The 20,467-nt window shown below is 70.1% G+C and carries 18 protein-coding genes and 1 pseudogene; 3 read left to right on the top strand and 16 right to left on the bottom strand.

Going from position 1 to position 20,467, the window contains the following annotated elements:
- Window positions 1–136: 136 nt before the first annotated feature.
- Window positions 137–805, bottom strand: a complete 669-nt coding sequence (locus ACWD0A_RS23270) for a potassium channel family protein (RefSeq protein WP_365992115.1) — start codon at window positions 803–805, stop codon at window positions 137–139.
- Entirely contained in the window at window positions 805–1,473 is a 669-nt protein-coding gene (locus ACWD0A_RS23275) for a potassium channel family protein (protein ID WP_451300945.1), read from the bottom strand. Before ACWD0A_RS23275 ends, ACWD0A_RS23270 begins: the two co-directional genes overlap by 1 nt.
- Before the next feature lie 183 nt (window positions 1,474–1,656).
- Between ACWD0A_RS23275 and ACWD0A_RS23280 the strand changes: the two genes are divergently transcribed.
- The gene (locus tag ACWD0A_RS23280; RefSeq protein WP_451300947.1) at window positions 1,657–3,705 is read left to right on the top strand and encodes an APC family permease; all 2,049 of its coding nucleotides are present in this window, start codon (window positions 1,657–1,659) and stop codon (window positions 3,703–3,705) included.
- 70 nt (window positions 3,706–3,775) lie between these two features.
- The gene (locus ACWD0A_RS23285) at window positions 3,776–5,104 is read left to right on the top strand and encodes a class I SAM-dependent RNA methyltransferase (RefSeq protein WP_451300949.1); all 1,329 of its coding nucleotides are present in this window, start codon (window positions 3,776–3,778) and stop codon (window positions 5,102–5,104) included.
- A gap of 390 nt (window positions 5,105–5,494) precedes the next feature.
- Here the strand turns inward: ACWD0A_RS23285 and ACWD0A_RS23290 are convergent.
- The 5 genes and pseudogenes from ACWD0A_RS23290 to ACWD0A_RS23310 all read right to left on the bottom strand — a co-directional run.
- Window positions 5,495–6,091, bottom strand: a pseudogene (locus ACWD0A_RS23290) (AbiJ-related protein); the annotation flags it as partial.
- A gap of 583 nt (window positions 6,092–6,674) precedes the next feature.
- Window positions 6,675–7,877, bottom strand: a complete 1,203-nt coding sequence (locus ACWD0A_RS23295; RefSeq protein WP_451300951.1) for an amidohydrolase family protein — start codon at window positions 7,875–7,877, stop codon at window positions 6,675–6,677.
- Window positions 7,874–9,010 (bottom strand): MAB_1171c family putative transporter, encoded by a 1,137-nt coding sequence (locus ACWD0A_RS23300; RefSeq protein ID WP_451300953.1) that lies wholly within the window; start codon window positions 9,008–9,010, stop codon window positions 7,874–7,876. Before ACWD0A_RS23300 ends, ACWD0A_RS23295 begins: the two co-directional genes overlap by 4 nt.
- The gene (locus ACWD0A_RS23305) at window positions 9,010–9,444 is read right to left on the bottom strand and encodes a hypothetical protein (RefSeq protein WP_451300955.1); all 435 of its coding nucleotides are present in this window, start codon (window positions 9,442–9,444) and stop codon (window positions 9,010–9,012) included. Before ACWD0A_RS23305 ends, ACWD0A_RS23300 begins: the two co-directional genes overlap by 1 nt.
- A gap of 553 nt (window positions 9,445–9,997) precedes the next feature.
- A complete protein-coding gene (locus tag ACWD0A_RS23310) occupies window positions 9,998–10,441 on the bottom strand; it encodes a helix-turn-helix domain-containing protein (protein ID WP_451300957.1) in 444 nt (147 codons plus the stop codon).
- A 297-nt stretch (window positions 10,442–10,738) separates the two neighbouring features.
- On the opposite strand from ACWD0A_RS23310, the gene ACWD0A_RS23315 reads away from it, so the two are divergent.
- Window positions 10,739–11,683: a response regulator transcription factor gene (locus ACWD0A_RS23315; protein ID WP_451300959.1), complete on the top strand. Its 945-nt coding sequence runs from the start codon at window positions 10,739–10,741 to the stop codon at window positions 11,681–11,683.
- Between the two features lie 71 nt (window positions 11,684–11,754).
- Here ACWD0A_RS23315 and ACWD0A_RS23320 read toward each other — a convergent pair whose 3' ends face one another.
- The 9 genes from ACWD0A_RS23320 to ACWD0A_RS23360 are packed head-to-tail and all read right to left on the bottom strand — an operon-like array spanning window position 11,755 to window position 20,145.
- Entirely contained in the window at window positions 11,755–12,546 is a 792-nt protein-coding gene (locus ACWD0A_RS23320) for a 4'-phosphopantetheinyl transferase family protein (RefSeq protein ID WP_451300961.1), read from the bottom strand.
- Complete coding sequence (locus ACWD0A_RS23325; protein WP_451300963.1) at window positions 12,543–13,502, bottom strand: Gfo/Idh/MocA family protein; 960 nt, start codon at window positions 13,500–13,502, stop codon at window positions 12,543–12,545. The genes ACWD0A_RS23320 and ACWD0A_RS23325 overlap by 4 nt, the downstream gene beginning before the upstream one ends.
- Window positions 13,499–14,905 (bottom strand): NDP-hexose 2,3-dehydratase family protein, encoded by a 1,407-nt coding sequence (locus ACWD0A_RS23330; RefSeq protein ID WP_451300965.1) that lies wholly within the window; start codon window positions 14,903–14,905, stop codon window positions 13,499–13,501. Before ACWD0A_RS23330 ends, ACWD0A_RS23325 begins: the two co-directional genes overlap by 4 nt.
- Entirely contained in the window at window positions 14,905–16,242 is a 1,338-nt protein-coding gene (rfbH, locus tag ACWD0A_RS23335; protein WP_451300967.1) for a lipopolysaccharide biosynthesis protein RfbH, read from the bottom strand. Before rfbH ends, ACWD0A_RS23330 begins: the two co-directional genes overlap by 1 nt.
- The gene (locus ACWD0A_RS23340) at window positions 16,239–17,276 is read right to left on the bottom strand and encodes an NAD-dependent epimerase/dehydratase family protein (protein WP_451300969.1); all 1,038 of its coding nucleotides are present in this window, start codon (window positions 17,274–17,276) and stop codon (window positions 16,239–16,241) included. The genes rfbH and ACWD0A_RS23340 overlap by 4 nt, the downstream gene beginning before the upstream one ends.
- Window positions 17,266–18,249 carry a dTDP-glucose 4,6-dehydratase gene (gene rfbB / locus ACWD0A_RS23345; RefSeq protein ID WP_451300971.1) on the bottom strand — a complete coding sequence of 328 codons (984 nt, stop codon included), beginning with the start codon at window positions 18,247–18,249 and terminating at the stop codon, window positions 17,266–17,268. Before rfbB ends, ACWD0A_RS23340 begins: the two co-directional genes overlap by 11 nt.
- Window positions 18,246–19,313 (bottom strand): glucose-1-phosphate thymidylyltransferase, encoded by a 1,068-nt coding sequence (locus ACWD0A_RS23350; RefSeq protein ID WP_451300973.1) that lies wholly within the window; start codon window positions 19,311–19,313, stop codon window positions 18,246–18,248. Before ACWD0A_RS23350 ends, rfbB begins: the two co-directional genes overlap by 4 nt.
- 17 nt (window positions 19,314–19,330) lie before the next feature.
- Window positions 19,331–19,612 (bottom strand): acyltransferase family protein, encoded by a 282-nt coding sequence (locus ACWD0A_RS23355; RefSeq protein ID WP_451300975.1) that lies wholly within the window; start codon window positions 19,610–19,612, stop codon window positions 19,331–19,333.
- Window positions 19,613–19,632: 20 nt separating this feature from the next.
- Window positions 19,633–20,145 carry a hypothetical protein gene (locus tag ACWD0A_RS23360; RefSeq protein ID WP_451300977.1) on the bottom strand — a complete coding sequence of 171 codons (513 nt, stop codon included), beginning with the start codon at window positions 20,143–20,145 and terminating at the stop codon, window positions 19,633–19,635.
- Between the last annotated feature and the right edge of the window lie 322 nt (window positions 20,146–20,467).

Genomic DNA, 20,467 nt, shown 5'->3' on the forward strand with positions numbered 1-20,467 from the left:
CTCTCCCGCGCGCCCCGCCCGGCGGCCGCACCGCCCCCGGGCGGCGCCGCGTCGCCCCGCCGGCCCGCCCCTCGGGGCCGGCCCGGAACCGATCGGTTCCGGGCCGTCCCGTATGCGCGAGGGTGCCGCCGGGTCGTCAGGACTCGCGGCGGACGGAGAGCAGGTCCTCCAGTTGCTCCTCGCGCGCCTGGGCCGCCACGAACAGCAGTTCGTCGCCCGCCTCCAGCGTCTCCTCCGTGCTCGGGGTCAGGACCCGGGGGCCGCGGATGATCGTGACCAGGGACGTGTCCTCCGGCCATGCCACGTCGCCCACCTGCGTACCCGCCAGCGCCGACTCCGGCGGCAGCGTCAGCTCGACCAGGTTCGCGTCGCCGTGGCTGAAGCGCAGGAGACGCACCAGGTCGCCCACGCTCACCGCCTCCTCCACCAGCGCCGACATCAGACGCGGGGTGGACACGGCCACGTCCACGCCCCAGGCCTCGTTGAAGAGCCACTCGTTCTTGGGGTTGTTCACCCGGGCGACGACCCGCGGCACCCCGTACTCCGTCTTCGCGAGCAGCGACACGACCAGGTTCACCTTGTCGTCGCCCGTCGCCGCGATCACCACGTTGCAGCGCTGCAGCGCCGCCTCGTCCAGCGACGTGATCTCGCACGCGTCGGCCAGCAGCCACTCCGCCTGCGGCACCCGCTCCACCGAGATGGCGGTCGGGGCCTTGTCGACCAGGAGGACCTCGTGCCCGTTCTCCAGCAGCTCGCCCGCGATGGAACGCCCCACCGCGCCGGCGCCCGCAATAGCCACCCGCATCAGTGACCGCCCTCCTCGGGACCCTCCGCGAAGGCCGCCTCGACCTTCGCGATCTCGTCCGTACGCATCATCACGTGCACGAGGTCGCCCTCCTGCAAGACGGTCTGCGACGTCGGCAGCACCGCTTCGCCCAGCCGGGTGAGGAACGCGACACGTACGCCCGTCTCCTCCTGCAGCTTGCTCACCTTGTGGCCGATCCACGTCGGCGACGTGTGGACCTCCGCCAGCTGCACCCCGCCGCTCGGATCGCGCCACAGCGGCTCCGCGCCCGACGGCAGCAGCCGCCGCAGCATCTGGTCGGCGGTCCAGCGGACCGTCGCGACCGTCGGAATGCCCAGGCGCTGGTAGACCTCCGCGCGGCGCGGGTCGTAGATTCGCGCGGCCACGTTCTCGATGCCGAACATCTCCCGCGCCACCCGGGCCGCGATGATGTTCGAGTTGTCGCCACTGCTGACCGCGGCGAACGCGCCCGCTTCCTCGATCCCCGCCTCGCGCAGGGTGTCTTGGTCGAAGCCGACTCCGGTGACGCGGCGGCCGCCGAATCCCGATCCCAGGCGACGGAAGGCCGTGGGGTCCTGGTCGACGACGGCGACCGTGTGCCCCTGCTGCTCCAGGGTCTGCGCGAGGGCGGCTCCCACTCGCCCGCACCCCATGATGACGATGTGCACGACCGTCCTTCCGGCTGTCACTGATCCTGTCTCGCTGTCAAGGCCCTCCAGGGTCTCAGACCGCTGCCCTAGCTAAACACGCGCGGTCGCCCCTGGGACCCGGGCGTGACGGGGAGACAGGATTCCGTTAAGGCCCGGGTGGGAAGTGGGCATGACTCATTTCGAACGCTTACGATCCTCCCCGTGTCCAAACTGACCGACGTGCCCAAACGGATCCTGATCGGCCGGGCGCTGCGCAGCGACAGGCTGGGGGAAACACTCCTCCCCAAGCGCGTTGCACTCCCCGTCTTCGCCTCCGACCCGCTCTCCTCTGTGGCGTACGCCCCAGGCGAAGTCCTGCTGGTCCTGTCCATCGCGGGTGTGTCGGCGTACCACTTCAGCCCCTGGATCGCCGCGGCGGTCGTGGTGCTGATGTTCACGGTCGTCGCCTCCTACCGGCAGAACGTCCACGCCTACCCGAGCGGCGGCGGCGACTACGAGGTCGCCAACACCAACCTCGGCCCGAAGGCCGGCCTCACCGTCGCCAGCGCGCTGCTCGTCGACTACGTCCTGACCGTCGCCGTCTCCATCTCCTCCGGCGTGGAGAACCTCGGCTCGGCCATCCCGTTCGTCGTCGAGCACAAGGTGCTCAGCGCCATCGTCATCATCGTGCTGCTGACGCTGATGAACCTGCGCGGTGTGAAGGAGTCGGGCAAGCTCTTCGCGATCCCGACGTACGTCTTCGTCGCCGGCGTCTTCATCATGATCCTCTGGGGCGCCTTCAAGGGCATCGTCCTCGACGACACCATGCGCGCACCGACCGCCGACTACGAGATCAAGCCCGAGCACCAGGGCCTCGCCGGCTTCGCGCTCGTCTTCCTCCTGCTTCGCGCCTTCTCCTCCGGCTGTGCGGCGCTCACCGGCGTCGAGGCGATCAGCAACGGCGTCCCCGCCTTCCGCAAGCCCAAGAGCAGGAACGCCGCGACCACGCTGCTCCTGATGGGCGGCCTGGCCGTCACCATGTTCTGCGGCATCATCGGCCTCGCGATGGCCACCGACGTCAAGATGGCCGAGAACCCGGCGCACGACCTGCTCTCGAACGGCGCGCCGGTCGGTGCCGACTACGTCCAGAACCCGGTGATCTCGCAGGTCGCCGCCGCCGTCTTCGGCGACGGGACGTTCTTCTTCGTGCTGCTCGCCGCCGCCACCGCGCTCGTGCTGTTCCTGGCCGCGAACACCGCGTACAACGGCTTCCCGCTCCTCGGCTCGATCCTCGCCCAGGACCGCTACCTGCCGCGTCAGCTGCACACCCGCGGCGACCGGCTCGCCTTCTCCAACGGCATCGTGCTGCTGGCCGGCGCGGCGATCCTCCTCGTCTGGATCTACGGGGCCGACTCCACCAAGCTGATCCAGCTCTACATCGTCGGCGTCTTCGTCTCCTTCACGCTCAGCCAGACCGGCATGGTCCGGCACTGGAACCGGTACCTGAAGACGGAGCGGAACAAGGCCAAGCGCCGCCACATGATCCGCTCCCGCGCGATCAACACCTTCGGCGCCTTCTTCACGGGCCTGGTGCTGGTGGTCGTCCTCGCCACCAAGTTCACCCACGGCGCCTGGGTCGCCCTGCTCGGCATGGTGATCTTCTACGGAACGATGACCGCGATCCGCAAGCACTACGACCGGGTCGCCGAGGAGATCGCCGCACCCGACGAGCCGAGCGACGACAGCGTGCGCCCCTCCCGTGTGCACTCGATCGTCCTGGTCTCCAAGGTCCACCGGCCGACGCTGCGCGCCGTCGCGTACGCCAAGCTGATGCGCTCCGACAAGCTGGAGGCGCTGAGCATCAACGTCGACCCGGCCGAGACCAAGGCGCTGCAGGCCGAGTGGGAGCGGCGCGGCATCAACGTCCCGCTGAAGATCCTCGACTCCCCGTACCGCGAGGTCACCCGCCCGGTCATCGACTACGTCAAGAGCCTCCGCCGCGAGAGCCCGCGGGACGCGGTCAGCGTGATCATCCCGGAGTACGTGGTCGGCCACTGGTACGAGCACCTGCTGCACAACCAGAGCGCCCTGCGCCTCAAGGGCCGGCTGCTGTTCACGCCCGGCGTGATGGTGACCTCGGTGCCGTACCAGCTCCAGTCCTCCGAGGTCGCGAAGAAGCGGGCCAGGAAGCGCCAGGAGTGGAACGCGCCCGGCTCGGTGCGCCGCGGTCCGGTCGACGAGCGCCCCAAGCAGCCGGCCGCCAAGAGCTGAGCTGCGGGCCACGTAGACTGGTGGGCTGCCGCTCCGGCAGCCCCCGTCTCACCTCTGGAGTCACCTCGTCATGCAGAACGCACCTGATTCTTCGCTGATCGGGGAGGAGTACGAGGTCGAGGTCGGTCCCGTGGCGCACGGCGGCCACTGCATCGCCCGCACCGACGAGGGCCGCGTGCTGTTCGTCCGGCACGCGCTCCCCGGCGAGAAGGTCGTCGCCCGCGTCACGGAGGGCGAGGAGGACTCCCGCTTCCTGCGCGCCGACGCGGTGCGCGTCCTGGAGGCGTCGAAGGACCGCGTCGAGGCCCCGTGCCCCTACGCCGGACCCGGCAAGTGCGGCGGCTGCGACTGGCAGCACGCCAAGCCCGGTGCGCAGCGGCGCCTGAAGGGCGAGGTCATCGCCGAACAGCTGAAGCGCCTCGCGGGCCTGACGCCCGAGGAGGCCGGCTGGGACGGCACCGTGATGCCGGCGCCGGGCGACAAGGTACCGTCCGGCGAGGTTCCCGCGTGGCGCACGCGCGTGCAGTACGCGATCGACGCCGAAGGCCGGGCCGGACTGCGCAAGCACCGCTCGCACGACGTCCAGCCCATCGAGCACTGCATGATCGCGGCGCCGGGCGTCAGCGAACTGGGCGTCGAGAAGCGGGAGTGGCCGCAGATGGCCACGGTCGAGGCGATCGCGGCGACCGGTTCGAACGACCGCCAGGTCGTCCTCACCCCGCGCCCCGGCGGCCGGCTGCCCCTGGTCGAACTGGACAAGCCCGTCTCCGTGCTGCGCGTGGACGAGAAGGACGGGGGAGTGCACCGCGTCCACGGCCGCGCCTTCGTCCGCGAGCGCGCGGACGAGCGCACGTACCGCGTCGGCATGGGCGGCTTCTGGCAGGTGCACCCGCAGGCAGCGGACGTGCTGGTGAAGGCCGTGATGCAGGGCCTGCTGCCCCGCAAGGGCGACATGGCACTCGACCTGTACTGCGGCGTGGGCCTGTTCGCCGGGGCACTCGGGGACCGGGTGGGCGAGAAGGGCGCGGTGCTCGGCATCGAGTCGGGCAAGCGCGCGGTGGAGGACGCCCGCCACAACCTCCAGGACTTCGACCGCGTCCGCATCGAACAGGGCAAGGTGGAGCAGGTCCTGCCGCGCACCCGGATCACCGAGGTGGATCTGATCGTCCTCGACCCGCCGCGCGCGGGCGCCGGCAAGCAGACGGTCAGGCACCTCGCGTCCCTGGGCGCCCGCCGCATCGCGTACGTGGCCTGCGATCCGGCGGCGCTGGCGCGGGACCTGGCGTACTTCCGCGAGGGCGGTTACAAGCCGAGGACGCTGCGGGCGTTCGACCTGTTTCCGATGACGCATCACGTGGAGTGCGTGGCGATTCTGGAGCCAGCCGCAAAGGGCTCCTGACCTGCGATTTTGCGGATGCGCGTTCGGTGTGGTGTGGGCGTTACAGGCGATATCTTGACGCTGAAAAATGACGCTCGTGACGCTCGCTTGACGCACGCCTGGCGGCCTTCCTGATGGGCCGTCAGAGGCTTCTAGGGCTCCCCGTGGCGCCTCTGTGGGGCGCAGCGGAGGGCGGCCGAGGCGCCGCGTAGCGGGCGTCGCCCCCTCGGTGTCGTCGGAGATCTGCTGGGTCTCCTGCCACCAGGACTGCAGGTCGCGCCAGCGGATGCCGTCGTCGGTGACGATGCGGTCGTAAACCAGAGCGTCGCCGCTGACGAGCTCGATGTCGTTGTCCACGGCCGAGCGGAAGCGGATGTCGGGCTTGGTGGGCGAGGTGAAGGTGACGTTCTTCGGGCGCCGTGTGCGGGCCGGCTGGGTGGGAACGAGGGTGAAGCGTGGATAGCCGCCGTCGGTGCCTGTCTCCCTGAGCTCGATCGCTGCCGTGCGCAGGTGTTCGTTGATCGTGTCCGCGAGGTGGCGCTGTGCGGTCTCGTCGAGCAGGACGTCCGCGGCGCCGGTCGCTTCGAGGAAGCGGGCGAACCTGGCGTCGCCTGCTTCGAATGCGCCCAGCGCCTCGAAGAGGTCCTCGGCTGACCAGTCGGGATTGCGGATGAGGTGCTGCTCTCTGCGGGCCCGCAGGCTTGTCGTGCTTGTGGTGAAGGACCGTGCGGCGAAGGGATCGTCGTCGAGGATCCAGAAGCGGTCCAGCATCGCCATGAACCGGGCCGCGTGCTGCACCAGGACAGTCGGGTTGATGGCCCGGGCGAGCTCACGGCGGTTCGCATGGGGATCCTGGGGACGCCTCGGCCCACAACGCGCCCTGGAGCTGGTTGCGGGTCGAGGCGTCGAAGCTCTGCGTCTGCAGCCAGTGTTCGGCGAGCCGGAGGAGATCGCTGTCTGGAACTTGGGCGAAGCTGCGCTCAACGCGCTCCCGCTTCGATCCTTCATCGGCTGGCGGCATGCCCCAGGACGGTGAAGGGTTCGGTCAGCGTCTTGTGCGAGTTCCCGTCGCTGAGCAGAGCGGTGACGTCACCAGCAGCCGGCGAAGTGCCGTACGATCCCCGTCCTTTGTCATCAGCCGATGATCCCAGGCTTCGATCTCCGCGTCAGTTCGCTATCCCTGTACCGGACGGCCGACGGTCCACATGTCGCCATGGGCGCGGACGAACGCATGGTGGGCGCGCATGGTTCGCTTCAGCTGCGCGGCGGAACCGTGTGCCCGCGCCGGGTGAAGGCGTCGCGCAACTCTCCAGGCGTCAGAGGCCGGCCGCGCGCCACCGAAGCCGCCACAAGGACCAACAGCAACTCCATGGAGACACGGGCTGAGGTGCGCAGCGCGGCGGCGGTTTTCGTGGAACTCAACGAAGCAGGCATGGGGGGCCCCTCAACTCCGCTTTCAGCGTGGTGCCCCCGCCGCCCGGGCGACCAGGCGCCGACGCCCTTGCGAGCGGGTCGCTCGTCCACCCGGGATGCTTCTCCTGGCCGCCGAGGACCTCGATCTCGGCCTCGACCGGTCATGGAGGCGGCCGGATCATCGCGGCGCGTCCGAGGGGGCGATCGTGGGGCGGCCCGCCGTGAAGACGTGGCGGATGCGGCGGAGGGCGCCCAAGTCGGTCAGGGGATTGCCGTCGACGACGATCAGGTCGGCCCGCATGCCCGGGGTCAGGGCACCCGTGTCCTGGAGGCCGAGTGCTCGGGTGGCGTTGGTGGTCGCCATGTCGAGGATTTCGGCATTCTCGAAGCCCATCGAGGCGAAGAATTCGAGCATGCCCACGTAGTCGCCGAACTGGGCTCCTGGTACGCCGGCGTCGGTGCCGGCGATGAAACGGACGCCCTGCTTTCGCATTTCCTGGATAGAAGCGATCATCGCTTCGGCGCGTGCGGGGCCCATTTGTTCGAGGAACAGTCGCCAGTCGCCGGACACGCACCGGCAGATGGCTACGTCGTTGTCGACGATGCGGCTCGTGATCGCGGGGTCGTAGGTGATGCCCTCGGCGGTGCGCCAGGAGCAGTGTTCGATGGTGCGGACGCCGGCGTCCACACAGTGGCCGATGGTTTCGGTGCCGTGTGCGTGGGCGGCGACGGTGAGGCCGTGGTGTGCCGCTTCTTGGACGATCAGGCGTAGTTGGGCCGGGGAGAACTGCTGCTCCCACATGCGTGGGCCGCCGGGGGTGAGGGCGCCGCCGGAGGCCATGACCTTGATCAGGTCGGCGCCGGCCGCCACATTGCGGGCGACGAGGGCCCGGATGTCGTCGTCCGTGGTCACTTCACCGCCCAGGAAGCCGCAGTGGCCGCCGCGTGAGGTCAGGGGTGTGGAGGCGGCGAGGATGCGAGGACCGGTGACGGATCCGGAGGTGATGGCCCCACGCAGTGCCAGGGTGCGGCCGTCTCGGTCGCCAAGGTCCCGTACGGTGGTGACGCCGGCGGCGAGCAGGTGGTGGGCGCGGTCCGCCATGGCGGTGGTCGTCCGGGCCGGGTCGGTGTCGGCGACCGCGCTGACGATGTCCGGGCCCGCGTCGAAGGCGAGGTGGACGTGGCAGTCCACCATGCCGGGTACGACCGTGCCTCCGGGACAGCCCAGACGGGGTACGCGTGGATCGAGCGTCGCGTCCAGCTCGGCGGTGGTGCCCACCGCGGCGATGGCTCCGGAGTCGATGAGGACGGCGCCGTCGGCGATCACCTCGTTCGCGGGCCCGGCGATGACGGTGTCCGCGGTGATCAGTACCTTGTTCATGGTTTCCTTCCGCCCAGGCAATGGGAGATGGCGATGAGTTCGCGGGCGTCGGAGTCCAGGTCGTCGCCTCCGACCGGCGTCGCGACACGTACCGCCGACAGCTCGGTGTGCGGTACCTCGGCCGTGGACACCATGGCCAGTGCCTCGGTGACGTACCCGGCGAGTCGTTCGGCGGGTACGTGAGCGAGGTCGGTGTCGGGCGCGATGTGCGCCAGGTAGGGGCTCAGGCGCAGAAGTCCGTCACGGCATTCGATGAGCCGCCGGTAGAACCGCTGCTCGTACGTCCGGCGCCGGTGGCGCCACCGCCTGCGGGCCGGTGCCCGGTCCAGGACGAGTTCGGGGTAGGCGGTGGTCAGGGCTGTCCACAGGGGGGTGAGCTCGTGGTACATGCGCCGGTGGCGTGACATCGAGCGCAGTCGGGCGAGGAGTTGGACGGAGGCCGAGTAGCAGATTCCGGTGAGGACGATCCCCATGCTCCAGTTGGACAGGGACCAGTTGACCGTGTTGAACCCCTCGTGCGACCCGGGCTCGCCGATGCGCAGCAGTACCAGGAGCATCCGGTCGGCCGACGACACGGTCAGCCCGAGGAGACCGAGGGCGGTGATCCGCAGGCCGATCCCGAGGTGCTGGGCTGCCTTGCGGGCGTAGCGGAGCGTCCACCAGCCGGCGGTCAGGTAGGCGTAGATGAAGTAGGCGTTGCCGATGACGTAGAAGGAGGCGATGGCCGGTTCCGCCATGTGCGGGGTGCGCAGGGAGTGGGCGCGGAGCCCCGCGGGCGTGGCCGCCATGGAGAGGGCGAGGGCGATCAGGGTTCCGGCGAGGAGGCCGGTGTGGATCCGCAGGTGCCGGCGGTATGCCTCGTCCGCGCCGCGGGCGGCGCAGGTGAAGAACAGGATGAGGGCGCACAGGCCCGACATGTAGATGGCGTTGAAGGCGACTTTGCCGACGCCGACGGCGGAGGCGGCGTCGAAGGCGCTGTTGACCTCCGGAAAGCTGAGGACTTCGCCTCCGAGCAGCAGCAGGAGGCAGGCGACGAGAAAGCGCAGCACGCGGTTGTGGGGGGCGCGTGCCAGGTCGATGCCCTTCCACAGCGCACCGACGCTCAGCATGGTGATCAGCGGCACCTGGAACATCACAGCCACCCCCAGCGCGGGTGGAGCGCGGAGCTGAGGGCACCGAGCGTGGGGTCCTCCGGAGCGTGGGGAATCACCTGGTCCAGTACGGCTGACCACTCCAGGATGATGGTGGCGACCAGCTCGGCCTCGAGTTCGTGTTCCTCTTCGTACGCGGTGCGCCGCAGCGCTCTGTTGATGACGTGGTACGAGATGTCCGGGAGGATGGTTCCCCAGGCCGCGGGGTCGGATCCGTCGCTCACGTGGTCGGCGAGGATGTGGCCGACCTCGTGCAGGATGATGTGGTCCTGGTGCGCGAGGCTGGTTTCCTGTTGGTAGAAGATGTAATCCGCCGTGTCCGTGGCGACCCATAGGCCGAAGGGCCCCGGCATTGGCAGGGCGTAGTCGACGAGATGTATGGGGCGGCCGCGGTAGTCGCCGAGGAGTCTGCACAATTCGCGTACCTGGAGCGGAGGCCTTACTCCGAGATCCCGGAGGATGCGTTTGCAGCGCTTCCGTAAGCGTCGCTCGTTCACAACCGTCTTTCCGCTGGTATGTCCGCCGGACGTGCCGTGCTTCTCGCTCTCACGGATGGCGGCGGAAAGTGGAGGGGAGTGTGGGGGGAAGCCGCTGTTGTCCCGTGGAGGTTCGTCAAGGGCGCGGCGGATGCCAGGTGGGACACGGCCGATGGGCCGTGTCCGCTGGACCGGTGCGTCACCGGGCACCGGTACCTGGGGGAATCGGGGCGGGTAGGTCGATTCCACGGCGGCAGGGATACGGGTCAAGGGAAGGGGCTGACGGAGACGACGTCGAGTGCACGCCGGGTCGTTACCATTCACGCGTCCTTCCCTGCTGATCCACCGGAACTCATCTCAACACAGTGACCAAGGCTTCACCAGGGTGGTTTGAGTCAGTCGATCAACCGTCAAAGGGCACGAGAAGGGGGCGGATTCCTCGTGGGGCCGGCCGAGCAGGTCTCCCGCGTTCCGCTGGACGGTGGTGCGTGTTCTACGAACCCATGGCCGGGGGTTCTTCGGGAAGCCCCTCGAGTTCGCGGACGCGCTCGATCACTTCCTGGATGGACTTCAGGCTCTTGCGCGAGAGCCCGGCGGTCCGTAGCGCGACGCGCTGCACCTCCGCGTCCCGCAGGGCCATGAGGAGGGACAACTGCGTGTCGACGGCCTCGGTCACCTGGTCGTCGAAGAAGTAGGCGGGAGGGACGCCGAAGAACTTCGCCAGGCCTTCGACGTGCCGGACGGTTGGGTTGTCACGCTGCCCCTTGCGCAGCATGCCGATGTAGCTGCCCGAGATGGGGATGCCGTCCGCGGTGATGGCGCGGGCGACTTCCTCGGACGTGTACGGACCTCGGTCGGCAGGCGCCGTGTGGCTGAACAGATGGGTGAGCTTGTCGGCCAGAGTGCGAGTGGGCGGTCGGCCCTCGGGGTCGGTCACGACTACGCCTCCATCCGTGGTGCCACATCATACCTCCGCACTGGCGTGCAGGTGCGCGCCATGTTCGTCAAACGTCAGTTGACTCGGCGGAGTCTCTGGAGTTAGCGTGGCCGTCAGTCGAACTGGTGTTGCTGGCGACGATCTCGCGAAGAAACAACAGTGGCAGCGCTGTGCGTCGGAGGGCCGTCGGCGCGGCCGTATCGCCGACGCAGGAGTGCGGAACGTCGTTCAGTCGCCGCGTCGCCTGCGGCGCCGGCGCACAGGAAACGGGGTAGGCGCCCGAAGGCTCAATCGCCCATGGTCCCGAAACTCGTCGACTTCCGCTTCATTCCGAGGCGGTACCGGATCCCTCTGCCTCGCCGTCCCACGGCAACCGGCCCCGGCCGGATGCCCGGCGATTCCGGTATCCCGCGCGTGCGTGCAGACGCCTACTCGAACTCCGTTCTATTGGACGAAAGTGGAGACTCTCTCGGCATGAACTACCAGTCCACGAAAACGGTCGCGCATCGTGTTCCGCACCACGTGCCCGCAGAAACCGCGCCCGCTCGACCGTGGGAGCGGACTGATCGCAAGGCCCTCCGCGTACTCGCTGTGGAGAGGGAGTCACCCGACGCCGACCTCCTCGTTCAGGGACTGCGCCGGCACGGGTACGCGGTGGGGCGGAGCCGGACTGGCGCCGAGGCGCTCCGGGAATACCGGAAGGCCGATCTGCTTCTCGTCGATCTCGATCTGCCGGACCTGGACGGTGTGGAGTTGTGTCGCACCCTTCGGGCCACCAGTGACGTTGCCATCATCGTCGTCACCGCCCGCGACACGGAACTCGACAGGGTTCTCGGTCTGCGCGCGGGAGCGGACGACTATGTCGTCAAGCCCTGCAGTCTCACCGAACTGACCGCTCGGATGGAGGCCGTGATGCGCAGGGTGCGGCTGCAGCCGGTCGTCCCCGAGGACGTCATCACGGCCGGCCCCCTGCGCATTGATCACCGCGCCCGGGAAATCCGCCTGGACGGTCGGCACATCGGGGTGACACGCAAGGAATTCGATCTGCTCTATCTCCTCGCCTCGCGGCCGGGCAGCGTCTTCTCACGCCGGCAGATCATGACCCAGGTGTGGAGCGACCCCAGGGCGAAACCCGGCCGGACCATCGACACGCACGTCAGCAGCCTGCGCAGCAAACTCGGTTCCAGCCGGTGGATCACCACGGTGCGTGGTGTCGGGTTCCGTTTCGTAACTGCCGGATGATCGCTCGGCGCCGCCGCCACGGTGGTGGCGGGGCGCGGTCACAGCGGCGGGTCGCCGTGCCGTCCACACGGTCACCGTTCTTCTTCCTCCTCCTCGTAACTGTGCCCGGTGCTTGGGACGCGTCCGCCGGCGAGCACCGCCTGAGGCGGTAACCGGCGGACGACCTGTCGCCGCAGGCGTCCCCGGATCGCGGCGGCGGCGGCGTGGCCGCTGCCCCAGGGCACGTCCACGACCGTCCAGTCGGCGGGCCGCGGCGGGGTGTGCGGTCCTCCGTCGCCCAGGTACACCTCCGAGGTCCAGCCGCCGACTCCGATGCCTGTTCCCTTGAGATACGCCTCCTTGCGGGCCCACAGCCGGGCGAACACGGCCGGGCGGTCGCCGGGCGCGTACCGCTCCAGCTCCCGCCGTTCGCCCGGGTGGAGTGCCGTGGCGCTCAGATCGACGCGCTCCGGCCGTGGCAGCCGCTCCACGTCGACACCGACCGGTGCGGGGGCCACGCCGATGAGGACGGCACCCCGGCTGTGCGACAGCGAGAAGTGCACAGCGGAGCCGACCAGCACCGGGCGTCCGTGCGGGGCGCCGCACCGGGGGCATTCCGCCCGGCGGAAGGCAATGTCACGCGGCGCCGTTCCCGTGTACGCGGCCAGCACCCGCCGCAACGCGATGTGGGCGGCCACGTACCGCTCGCGGTCGACGGGCCGCCGGAAGGCGTCCGCGCGGCGGCGCTCGGCCTCGTCCAGCTCGTACAGCGCGAGGGGACCGTGCCGGCCGGCGCTCTCGGGCGTGGCGAAGAGCCAGAGGTCCAGTCGCCCCGGCCGCGGACGCGGTTCCGCCCCGAGCGGCGGGGACCACGGGGCGGTCATGCGGCCCGCTCGCGCACGTCGTCCAACAGGCGTGCCTGGCGCAGCGTCGCCTCGGACGGGGCGGCGCCGGCGCGTACCGAGGCGACGAAGGCGGCGACGGTGGAGGCCACCTGGTCGTGGGGGGCCAGCCGCATCTCCTCGTGGTCCCCGCCCCGGTGCAGGTCGATCACGGGGACGAGGTCCGCCGGCGGGGTGAACGCGCGGTCCACCGTGATCCGGCCCTCGCTCCCCCACAGCTCGTACCGGGAGAGGTAGGCGTGCTCGATGCCGAAGGTGATGTGTGCCGTCGTTCCCCCGGGTGTGCGCAGGAGGGCGGCGCCCGAGGTCTCGACCTCGCGGGTGCGCCCCCGGGCGAGTGAGGCCCCCACGACCTCCAGTCCGGGGCCCAGGAAGTGGAGAGCGGCGCGCAGCGGGTAGAGGCCCACGTCCGCCAGCGCGCCGCCGCCGAGCTCGGGTCGGTGGCGGATGTCGGCGTCCGGCAGGGCTGGGACGGTGAACGCCGCGTGCAGGGACCGGAGTTCGCCGATGGCGCCGTCGGCCAGCAGGCGCCGTACGGTCTCGTGTCGCGGGTGGTGGACGAACATGACGTTCTCCATCAGCGCCAGCCCGCGCTCCCGGGCCAGATCGAAGAGGTGCCCGGTCCGGGCGGCGCTGGTCGTGAGGGGTTTCTCGGCGAGCACGTGCTTACCGGCGCGGAGGGCGGCCTCGGCCCATGGGCCGTGCAGGGAGGCGGGCAGGGGCACGTAGACGGCGTCCACCTCCTTGAGATCGAGCAGGTCGGCGTAGCCCCGCACCGCGCGGGCGCCGTAGCGCTCCGCGACCCGTTCCGCCTTCTGCGGGGAGCGACTGGCGACCGCGACGATTTCGGTGTGCGGGCCGGCCTCGAAGGCGGGGAGCATCCGGCGCACCGCGATGTCGGCGCAGCCGATCACCCCGATGCGTACCGGTTCGCTCATCGGGGGTACCCCACCGCGTGGAGGCACGCCAGCAGGGTGCGGCCCTGAACGTTGACGTAGTGGCCGTGCCGGACCAGGGACGTGAGCTGTGCCGGCGTGACCCAGGCGTAGCCCGGCGGCGGGTCCTGCGGGGCGTCGGACTCGTCCGCGTCCACGATCAGGTAGCGGCTCTCGGCGTTGAGAAAGCGCCCGCCCTCCTCCGCGTGGACGGCCTCGTAGCGTATGCGGTGTGCCAGTGCCCGCAGCACCGTGTCGAGGAAGGGCGGCCGGTCCGGTTCGTCGAGGTGGGCGTAGTTGTCCGGAGTGTACTGCACGGTGGGGCCCAGTTCGATGGTGTCGAGGAAGCCGCCCTCGACGCGGGCGTGCGCGAGGACGTGCGGGACGCCGTTGAACTCGCGGGTGAGGAAGGCGGTGACGCCCTGGCCCACCGGTTCGAAGAGGGGCTGGGTCCAGCTCGTGACCTCGCGGTTGCCCGCTCGTACGGACACGGCCACCACCCGGAAGTAGCGGCCGTCCTCGTTTTCTATGGCGCTCTCGCCACGCTTCCAGCGGGGGACGTGCGCGAGGGGGACGCGCTCGGTGCGCACGTGGTGCCGGGCGCGTTCCGCGGTGATCCAGGAGAGCAGCTCGATGTCGCTGAGCAGCGCTCCTTGTCCGGTGTCCGGGTGGGGCAGACAGGACAGGACCGTCCGCGCGTCCATGTTGACGACGTTGTCCCGGTGGAGCAGTTCGGTGATCTGGCCGAGGGTGAGCCAGCAGAAGTCGTCGAACAGCGGTACGTCGCCGGTGACTTCCACGAGCATGTTGCGGTTGGACTTGCGGTAGAACCACGAGCCGTGTTCGGACTGCAGCACGTCGGCGATGGCGCGGCCGCGGAGCGGGCCGGTGAAGTACTCGATGTACTTCACGTCCGCGCCCTTGTGGGCCTTGGTGTAGTTGCTGCGGGTGGCCTGGACGGTGGGCGAGAGCTGGAGCAGGTTGGGGTTGCCGGGTTCCATCTTGGCCTGCATGAGGAAGTGCAGGACACCGTCGAACTCCTTGGCGAGGATGCCGAGGATACCCACTTCGGGCTGGGCGATGACGGGCTGGTACCAGTCGGCGTACGGGCCGTCTCCGTAGGGGCCGGCCTCTTCCGTGACGTGCAGCCCTTCGACGGTGAAGAAGCGGCCGCTGTGGTGGGCGAGGTTGCCTGTGCGTTCGTCGAACGACCAGCCGTCCAGTTCCGTGAACGGTATGCGGTCGACGCGGAACTCGCTGACGCGCCCTCGTTCGGCCAGCCAGGCGGCGAAGTCCTCGGTGCGGAGCCGGGTGCCTTCCGCGGTGGCGGCGGAATGGGCGACGCGTGAGGGCAGACGCGCGTCCGCGCGTGGCTTGAGCCCGGGGCGGGGGGACGGTGAGGACATCAGAGTGCTCCCTGGGTTCGGTGTGCCGGACCGTGGCCGCGCGCGGCCACGAACTCCTTGACCGAGGCGATGACGTAGTCGAGCATCTCGTCGGTGAGGCCCGGGTAGACGCCGATCCAGAAGGTGTGGTCGGTGATGATGTCGCTGTTCGTCAGCTCGCCCACGATCCGGTGCGGCTGGTCGGTGTAGGCAGGGTGCCGGGTCAGGTTGCCGGCGAAGAGCCGGCGCGTACCGATCTTCCGGTCCTCCAGGAAGGCCACCAGCTCGGCGCGGCTGAACGGAGCCTCGGGGCGCACCGTGAGCACGAAGCCGAACCAGCTCGGGTCGGACCGGGGGGTGGCCTCGGGGAGGAGCAGTCCCGGTACGCCTTCCAGGCCGTCCCGCAGCCGCCGCCAGTTGCGCTTCCTGGCCGCGATGAAGTCGTCCAGCCTGGCCAGCTGGCTCAGTCCAAGGGCGGCCTGGATGTCGGTCGCCTTCAGGTTGTAACCGACGTGGGAGAAGATGTATTTGTGGTCATATCCGGCGGGCAGCGTGCCCATCTGGTACGTGAAGCGCTTGAGGCACTTGTCGTTCTCGCCGGGTTCGCACCAGCAGTCCCGGCCCCAGTCGCGCAGCGACTCCACGATCCTGGCGAGGCCGAGGTGGGAGGTCAGGACGCAGCCGCCTTCCCCCATGGTGAGGTGGTGCGCGGGATAGAAGCTGACGGTGGACATGTCGCCGAAGGTGCCGGTGAGTTGTCCGTTGTAGAGCGATCCGACCGCGTCGCAGTTGTCCTCGATGAGGAACAGTTCGTGCTCCGCGGCGAGTTGCGAGATCTCCTCGATGGGGAAGGGGTTGCCGAGCGCGTGCGCGATGATGATCGCCCGAGTGCGTGGGCCGATCGCGGCCGCCACCCGGTCGGCCGTCGTGTTGTAGGTGGTGAGGTCCACGTCCACGAAGACCGGGACGAGCCCGTTCTGCAGGATCGGGTTGACGGTCGTCGGGAAGCCGGCCGCGACGGTGATCACCTCGTCGCCCGGCTTCAGCCGCCTGTCCTCCAGGACGTGCGAGGTGAGGGCCGACACGGCAAGCAGGTTCGCCGAGGAGCCGGAGTTGGCGAGGTGGGCCTTGCGGCGCTTGAGCCGCCGGGCGAAGGCCGACTCGAACCTGCGGGCGCTGCGGCCCGCGGCGATGCGCATGTCCAGCGCGGCCTCCACCAGCGCCGTCCGGTCCGTCTCGTCCAGCACGGCGCCGGACGGCCAGATCTCCGTCGTGCCCGGGAGGAACTCTCTTTGCGGGGAGGCTTCATGGTGGTACTTGCGGACCTCGTCGAGTATCAGTTCCTTGTGGTCGCTCACGGTGCTTCCTCTTCCATGTCCGGTGCGGGGGCCACCGCGCCGAGCGGTGGGTGTCCCGGCGGCAGTAAGGGCGCGAGCAGGTCGCGCAGGGAGTCGTCGAGGTGCCGGCGCGGCCGCCAGCCGAGGAGCCGTTCGGCGCGGGCGATGTCCAGCCGTTGCCAGGCGACGTCGGTGCGCGCGGACGGGCCCTCGGGGTCGATGGCGACCGGGACGTCCAGGCCGCTGAGCGTGACCAGTCGGTGGATCAGTCCGCGCATCGGGACCGCTTGGCCACTGCCCACGTTGATCAGCGCTCCCGTGACGGCTGGTGCCGGTGCCGTGGCCCCGGCCACCACCGCGGCCGCGGCGTCGCCCGCGTCCACCAGGTCGCGGGCGGTGCGTAGGGGCGGAAGCCGCAGTGCGGCGGCCTTCTCGCCACGGGCGACGGCACGGGCGGCCTCCCCGAGGTGGGCCGCGACCCGGCCGAAGAGGCTGCCTTCCGGTGCCCCGGCACCGATTACATTGGCGAGCCGGAGCACGACGCCGTCGACACCGTGCTCCGACGTGGCGCGCAGGACGGCGCGGGTGCTCAAGAGTTTGGTGCGTCCGTAGGCGGTGACGGGGGCTGGTTCGTGGTCTTCGCCGGTGGCGGCGTCCGGTGCGCCGGCCCCGTATTCGTGGACGCTGCCGAGCTGGACGAGCCGTACCGGTGGACAGGACGGCCGGGCGAGCGCCGTGACGAGACGCTCGACCACGTGGGTGTTGCCCGCGGCCATCTGCTGCTCGTCCGCCCGCCAGGCCCGGCCGGCGGCGTTGACCACCACGTCGGCGCTGGTCGAGACGAGGAGCCGGGCGATGTCTTTCGGCTCCGCCGTGAGCAGGTCCAGCCGTATGGGGGTGCGGTCCTTCGCGGGGTCGTGCGCGCCGGTGCCGGACACCGGGTGCACGCGGGCGCCGAGGGCGGCGAAGGCCTCGCAGACGTGGCGCCCCAGGAATCCGGTGCCGCCCAGGACGACGACCGAGAGTCCGGCGGCCGGACGGGCGTCAGGCCGCACCGTTCGCCCCGTGTTCGACGGCCTTCCACCAGTCGGGGTTGTCGCGGTACCAGGCGACCGTCTCGGCCAGGCCCTCCTCGAAGCCGATCAGAGGGGTGTAGCCGAGCTGCTCGCGGATCTTGGACTCGTCGATCGAGTACCGCAGGTCGTGCGCCTTGCGGTCGGGGACCCGGCGGATCATGTCCTCGGTCGTGCCGGTCAGTTCGAGGAGCTTCTCGGTCAGGGCGCGGTTCGTGTACTCGTTGCCGCCGCCGATGTTGTAGATCTCGCCGGGCTGCCCGTTGTTGAGCACCAGGGCGATGCCCCTGCAGTGGTCGGCTACGTGGAGCCATTCGCGGACGTTGCGCCCGTCGCCGTAGAGCGGGACGCGGCGTCCTTCCAGCAGGTTCGTGACGAACAGGGGAATGACCTTCTCGGGGTGCTGGTACGGCCCGTAGTTGTTGGAGCAGCGGGTGATGGACAGGTCCACGCCGTGGGTGCGCCAGTACGTCCGGGCGACCAGGTCCGAGCCGGCCTTGGAGGCGGCGTAAGGGGAGTTGGGCGCGAGGGGCCATTCCTCGGTCCAGGAGCCCTCCTGGAGGGAGCCGTACACCTCGTCCGTGGAGACGTGGACGACCCGTTCCACGCCGCTCTCCAGGACGGCGTCCAGGAGGGTCTGGGTACCGAGGACGTTCGTGCGGAAGAATTCGCCGGCGCCCTCCAGGGAGCGGTCGACGTGGGTTTCGGCGGCGAAGTGGACCACGGCGTCGTGGCCGGGCACGAGTGCGCGCATGAGGTCGCGGTCGCAGACGTCGCCGTGGACGAACTCGAGCCTGTCGTGCGTGGCGGGCAGGTTGTCCCGGTTTCCCGCGTAGGTCAGCTTGTCCAGGGCCGTGACGCGGGCGGCGGCCCAGCCGGGGTACGCGCCGGCCAGCAGTTCGCGGACGAAGTGGGAGCCGATGAAGCCGGCCGCTCCGGTGACGAGGATCCTCATGCCGCGACCTCCACTCGGGTGTGGTCGCCGACGACCAGGCAGTGCCGGTCCGTGCCCGGGCCGGCGGTGCCGACGGAGGCGGCGCGCCCGATCAGTGAGTCGCGCAGGCCGTGGACTCCGGTGACGGATGCCTCGTCGAGGGCGATGGACCTCTCCAGTCGGCTGTCGCTCACCAGGCAGTTCCGGCCGATCGAGGTGTGCGGGCCGACGTGGCTGCCTTCGACGAGGGTGTCGGTGCCGATGATCGCCGGGCCTTCGATCCGGGACCGCAGGACGCGCGCCCCCGCCTCGACCACGACCTGACCGACGAGGACGCTGGCGGCGTCGACGTGGCCGTCGACGCGCCGGCTCAGGCCGTCGAGGAGGTGGCTGTTGCACTCCAGGACGTCCTCGACTCCTCCGGTGTCCTTCCAGTAGCCGTCGTAGCGGCTGGCCCGGACGTCCGCGCCGGAGGTGACCAGCCACTGGACGGCGTCGGTGATCTCCAGTTCGCCGCGGGCGCTGGGCTCGACGGCGTCGACAGCCTCGTGGATGGCGGGTGTGAAGAAGTACACGCCGATCAGCGCCAGGTCGCTGCGCGGCTCCGGCGGCTTCTCGACCAGGCGCAGCACCTCGCCGTCCGGGCCGAGTTCGGCGACTCCGAAGGAGCGGGGGTCGGGCACCTTGGACACGACGACCTGAGCGGCCGGTCGGTGTGTGGTGAACTCCTCGGCGATGTCGGCGACGCCGTCGGGCAGCATGTTGTCGCCCAGGTACATCACGAAGTCGTCGTCGCCGAGGAAGTCGCGGGCGATGGACACGCTGTGGGCCAGTCCTCGGGGGGCGTCCTGGGGGATGTACGTGAGCCGCAGGCCGAACAGGGAGCCGTCGCCGAGGACGGCCTCGATCTCGGGGCCGCGGGTGCCGACGACGACGCCGACCTCGGTCACCCCCAGCTCGCGGACGCCTCGCAGTACGTGCACGAGGACGGGTGTGTTCGCAACCGGGATGAGCTGCTTGGGCATCGAGTAACTGAACGGCCGCAGGCGGGTACCGGACCCGCCTGCGAGCACCAGAGCCTTCATCGGGAGGTCCTTTCGGTTCACGGTCGCGTGTCGGACGTACCGAAGCGTCGGACGATCGGCAGCTCCACGTACCGGTACAGCAGCCATGCGAGGGTGAGGGAGGCGACGAGCGCCGAGGCGAGGTAGCCGTTCACCATGGCCGTGGAGTCGAATGGGCCGTGCAGCACGGTGATGTTGAGGGTGTGGAGCACCAGGTAGTGGCAGAGGTAGAAGGCGAACGAGGCGTTGCCGAGCAGCACCATCGGGCGCGAGGACAGGAACGTCGGCCGGCGTGAGACGTCCCACTGTGCGGCGGCCACGATGAGCAGCACACTGGGGATCAGCAGGGGGCTCGCCAGCCGAAGAGCATCGGGGTGCGGCTCGCCACGATGTAGCAGGGGACGAAGGAGAGCAGCACCCACGGCAGGCTGATCCGGGGGAAGCGGTGGTTGGCGACGAGGAGCGCGGCGAAGATGCCGGCGAAGAAGTCGCAGAGGCGGCCCAGCGGGAAGACGTAGGCGAACCACATCGGGAAGCCGGCCGCGTTCGGCTCGCCGACGAGCCGCGCGGCGGGCAGGACGTAGGCGAGGATCGGTACGAGGAAGGCGCCCGCCGCGCACAGGGCTGAGCCCGTCCAGGCCGCGTGGTGACCCAGGCGGCGGAACCTCCCGATGACGAAGGGGAACACCAGGTGGAACACGGCCTCCACGGCGAGGGGCCGGCCCGGCGCGAGGACGGCGAAGTTGACCCGCGGGTCCGGCAGCCACACCCGGACGAGGCTCGCGTAGGCGAGCAGGTCCTGCCAGCGGATGCCCGCGTCCCACAGCAGCACGGTCGCGGCGGCGCCGACCACGTAGTACAGCGGCAGGATCTTGACGAACCTGCGGCGGTAGAAGCCCCCGGTGCGGCGGCGGGCCGTGCGGACCGGGCGAGGACGAATCCGCTGAGGATGAAGAAGAAGCTGACGCCGAGGCCGCCCAGGGCGCCGGCCGCGGTGTTGAAGCCGGCTTGGGCGCGTGGGTCGGCGAAGGTGGGGAAGACCGGGCCGGCGGCGTGGCTCACGAAGACCGGGAGGGCCGCGAAGAAGCGCAGTCCGGTCAGGGAGTCCAGTCTGGCGCGGTGCCCTCCCGCGGATGCTGTCGCCGCCTGGAGGGCTGTCCCCCGCTCGCGGGTCT

Source organism: Streptomyces sp. NPDC002867, from assembly GCF_053591895.1.